Consider the following 3238-nt stretch of genomic DNA (forward strand, 5'->3'; position numbering starts at 1 on the left):
GCCCGTCCTTTTTGGACGGGCGGGACGCCCATCCCACTTTCAAGAGTGGAAGTTATTTAATTCTCATTCCTTATTTATTAGTCCCAGAGCAAATTTTCTTGGATCAGCAGTGCAATCATCGCAGTTCTGGAACAAACACCGAGTTTGATAAAAATCCTCCTCACGTAAGTAGCAACCGTCCAGTGACTGATATTTAAATTTTTGGCAATACATTTGTTGGGCAGGCCTTGGGCTACTAATTGCGCGATCGCTCTTTCCCGCGGACTCAGGCTAATTTCCGGTTTGTAACTTGTGCTTTGCATACTTTTGTAATGAGGTAATGAGTGAAAATCTAATCAATTAAGGGTAGAATTCCGAGTTTTTCTCGAACTTCATATAAAGGAGTTTCCCAATCAGATGCAACGTCCCAATTAATTAACCGAGTGGCTAATTTTCCGTGTTTTAAGCCTTTGATAATTTGCCCGATCGCGCATTTTCCGCTGATCAGTCCAACTAACACTAAAATCGCACAAGAAGGAAGAAATACTTGATCACGAGTAAACGCTTGAAGTATAAATTCATCTTCTGTTGAAGCTGAAAGACCAGTCAGAACCCGTTAAACGTCGTGGTTTCGCTGAAGCCAGTCTCCCGATGCGATCGGCTCAAAGCCTTGTTCGTCTAGAAATCGCGCCACTTCGCACCCTAATGTTCCTGCTGGCAGTTGGCGCAATTTTGCCAAGTCTATTTCAAAGTGTCGATCGCTCTCAATTTGAGGATTAATTGTTTGAGCCATCTTTAATATAACTCCTAATTGACCGTCAGCCATGATTTATTATCCATTCAACAAGGATTTAAGTTTCGAGCAAATTAATTTGTGTTGGTCAAGTTCATTTTTGCGCTGAATCCAGACTACTTTTTTTACCGACTCCGCTTAAAAATCGTACTTTCTGTCAAACCAATCGGCGATCAGGAGCTTTTACATTTCTTTACAAGCATTCTTAGATTGGAAATCTGCTACCTGTAAAAATCGCCCTAGTGTTTGTAATCGCAACTTGACCCACCGGGGAGTACCCGTAAAATCCACAGTATTTAGCGGTGATTGGAACTCCCTTACTTACGTATATAAATTTATTCTGCTGCTAATTATTGGAACCTGCAATGAGTCAGAAGTTGAAGCTTGTAGGCATCGTGATGCAAGTGCATACAAGTGAAGAGAGTGGAAGAGAGCTGAAGCAAGGTGAAGTTATGCAGATTTGATGCCGGGGAGAGTCCGCACGCAGGGTCAGACGAGTGCGCTGTCGCTCAAATGAGTGTCACTCATTTGAGCGACTGGTCAAGTATTTTCACCAACAGCTATAAATAAAGTAGAGATTCATATCATACAAGGTGTTGCTGTGAAAAAACTTTCCATTTTGTTATCCACAGGAGTTGTGTCATTAATTTGGTGCGCTGCTGCTAGCGCTACCACTTATGTTAATCCTAACGGTAAAACTACTTTAAACTTGTCAGAAAAAGGAAACAATCGCAGCGGTTTTTACTTGACCAAAGTAGGCAATCGGGAATTTTTGGGCAATATTCAAATTACCCGTTCCGAAGGAGCAGCAGGCTCTTACTATTACAATGGGACTTTTAAAGACAGTGCGACCGGCCCTGGCCGAAAAATTGTTTGTTCTGGAGATATTGCTATTGTCAGGCGTCAAGTTGGAAGAAGCAGCCAATTGGGAGCCGAAGTTACTTGGAAGGTGAAAGCAGGAGAAAATTGTCCTTCTATTGGCCAGACATTTAAAGTAAATTTAGTCGAAGCTTTACCGCGTCCTAATGCAAGTGGCGACTATACTTCTAGCAATGCTAATACTTGGTCGAGTCCAACAAATGGTTTTGTAACTTGGCCTGCTTGGCGTGTCACCTCGCGAGATGGACAACTCAACTGTCGCAAGACCGCAAACGGAGCAATTCAACAAGTTTACCGCGCGGATAAAGATACAGTTGCTGCTGAACTCAGGGGAGCAAATGCTATTTCGATGGCGAACGGTCAACCCTGGTTACTCACAAGACAAGGCTGTTATGTGCGCGCTAATTCTCAATACATTCAGCCAGTTTCTATGCCTGAATAAGTGATCGTAAGTAGGGAGCATCTCAATGAAAGCAGCCAAGCCCAAAATTGGAGTTTTGAGGTCAGAGGTAGAAGGCAGAAGCCAGAAGGCAGGAGCCAGAAGAAGTATTTTTACAAATATGAGAGGCTCCCTGTTCCCCTGTCAGAGCCACGCGGCTGACCAAAAGACATGAATTTAGTATAGAAGGAGTATTTTGAAAACAATTCTGTTGGGATAAGCTGTTGTGGATTTAAATTGTATGTCAAAAAACAATAAAACAATGAGTGGGGTGGGCGTCCCGCCCGCCTCGAATATGCAATTTAAATAAAAAATCCGCGTTATTTTGTGGCTTCACTACTAAACAATCCATCACTGCATAACAATTGCCCTGCACAGGAGTACCCTCTCATCCCTGTTTATCCTGCAAAAGTTACATAGCGTGACAAAAGTTACGCTCGCCCGTTAAATAGAAACTCGCTATCGTCATAAAATTAAAATTAAACTGCTCAAAGAATCGCCGATTTTCCTGTTAAACAAAAACGCCGCACCATAGCTAATTATGTTAAGGAGGATGTCAATCAGAATAGTGGTATCGACAAGAGATAATCGTTAGATACTCGTCATCCACAGCATAAACTAATCGATTCGTATCATCAATTCGCCGCGACCAAAAACCAGCCAGATTCTCCCTCAGTTGTTCGGGCTTTCCGATCCCCTCAAACGGCAATCGGATTGTTGCCTCAATTAGCTTGTTAATTCGTTTTAAGGTTTTCTTATCTTGCCCTTGCCAATATAAATAATCGCCCCAAGCCTCATCCGTCCATGCTAACTTTCTAGTCATCCAACAAATTTCGCTCTACCACTTTCCCCTGCTTAAACTGAGCAATAGAACGCTCCAAATGGGCAGCATTGGGGGGAGATTTGAGTAAATGAACTGTTTCCAGCAAACTATTAAAGAACTCTAGCGACATCACCACCGCATCCTCCGCATCCCGTCTAGTGATGATGGTATAGTCCGTATCTTCCACTACTCTGTCTAAAACAGCCTTGAGGTTATTTCTCGCTTCGCTAAAAGAAACAATATTCATGTATAGCCTTTCTCAGAAAGATGAGGTACAATAACAGCAGTGTGTAAACCAGTTAAAAATATTTGATGATGTAACTTG

6 protein-coding genes are annotated in these 3238 nt (G+C 42.4%); 1 reads left to right on the top strand and 5 read right to left on the bottom strand.

Going from position 1 to position 3238, the window contains the following annotated elements; genetic code table 11:
• Window positions 1-77 precede the first annotated feature (77 nt).
• From QUA24_RS26890 to QUA24_RS26900, 3 genes are all read right to left on the bottom strand, one after another.
• A complete protein-coding gene (locus QUA24_RS26890) occupies window positions 78-302 on the bottom strand; it encodes a response regulator transcription factor (protein ID WP_083888111.1) in 225 nt (74 codons plus the stop codon).
• Window positions 303-331: 29 nt separating this feature from the next.
• Window positions 332-499: a hypothetical protein gene (locus tag QUA24_RS26895; RefSeq protein ID WP_333215830.1), complete on the bottom strand. Its 168-nt coding sequence runs from the start codon at window positions 497-499 to the stop codon at window positions 332-334.
• A gap of 96 nt (window positions 500-595) precedes the next feature.
• Window positions 596-805, bottom strand: coding sequence for a hypothetical protein (locus QUA24_RS26900; RefSeq protein ID WP_333215828.1), 210 nt, complete (start codon window positions 803-805; stop codon window positions 596-598).
• Between the two features lie 568 nt (window positions 806-1373).
• Here QUA24_RS26900 and QUA24_RS26905 point away from each other — a divergent pair.
• Window positions 1374-2093 (top strand): hypothetical protein, encoded by a 720-nt coding sequence (locus QUA24_RS26905; protein WP_333233451.1) that lies wholly within the window; start codon window positions 1374-1376, stop codon window positions 2091-2093.
• Between the two features lie 553 nt (window positions 2094-2646).
• Here the strand turns inward: QUA24_RS26905 and QUA24_RS26910 are convergent.
• On the bottom strand, window positions 2647-2913 hold the full coding sequence (locus QUA24_RS26910; protein ID WP_333233453.1) for a Txe/YoeB family addiction module toxin: 267 nt from the start codon (window positions 2911-2913) through the stop codon (window positions 2647-2649).
• Window positions 2906-3160 carry a type II toxin-antitoxin system prevent-host-death family antitoxin gene (locus QUA24_RS26915; RefSeq protein ID WP_333233455.1) on the bottom strand — a complete coding sequence of 85 codons (255 nt, stop codon included), beginning with the start codon at window positions 3158-3160 and terminating at the stop codon, window positions 2906-2908. Before QUA24_RS26915 ends, QUA24_RS26910 begins: the two co-directional genes overlap by 8 nt.
• Window positions 3161-3238 lie beyond the last annotated feature (78 nt).

It is taken from the genome of Microcoleus sp. Pol12B5 (assembly GCF_036701335.1).
GTDB lineage: Bacteria > Cyanobacteriota > Cyanobacteriia > Cyanobacteriales > Microcoleaceae > Microcoleus.

Coding starts and splice junctions, on each gene's coding strand:
- QUA24_RS26900 (WP_333215828.1), bottom strand. CDS start 805: ATGGCTGACGGTCAATTAGGAGTTATATTAAAGATGGCTCAAACAATT.
- QUA24_RS26915 (WP_333233455.1), bottom strand. CDS start 3,160: ATGAATATTGTTTCTTTTAGCGAAGCGAGAAATAACCTCAAGGCTGTT.
- QUA24_RS26890 (WP_083888111.1), bottom strand. CDS start 302: ATGCAAAGCACAAGTTACAAACCGGAAATTAGCCTGAGTCCGCGGGAA.
- QUA24_RS26910 (WP_333233453.1), bottom strand. CDS start 2,913: ATGACTAGAAAGTTAGCATGGACGGATGAGGCTTGGGGCGATTATTTA.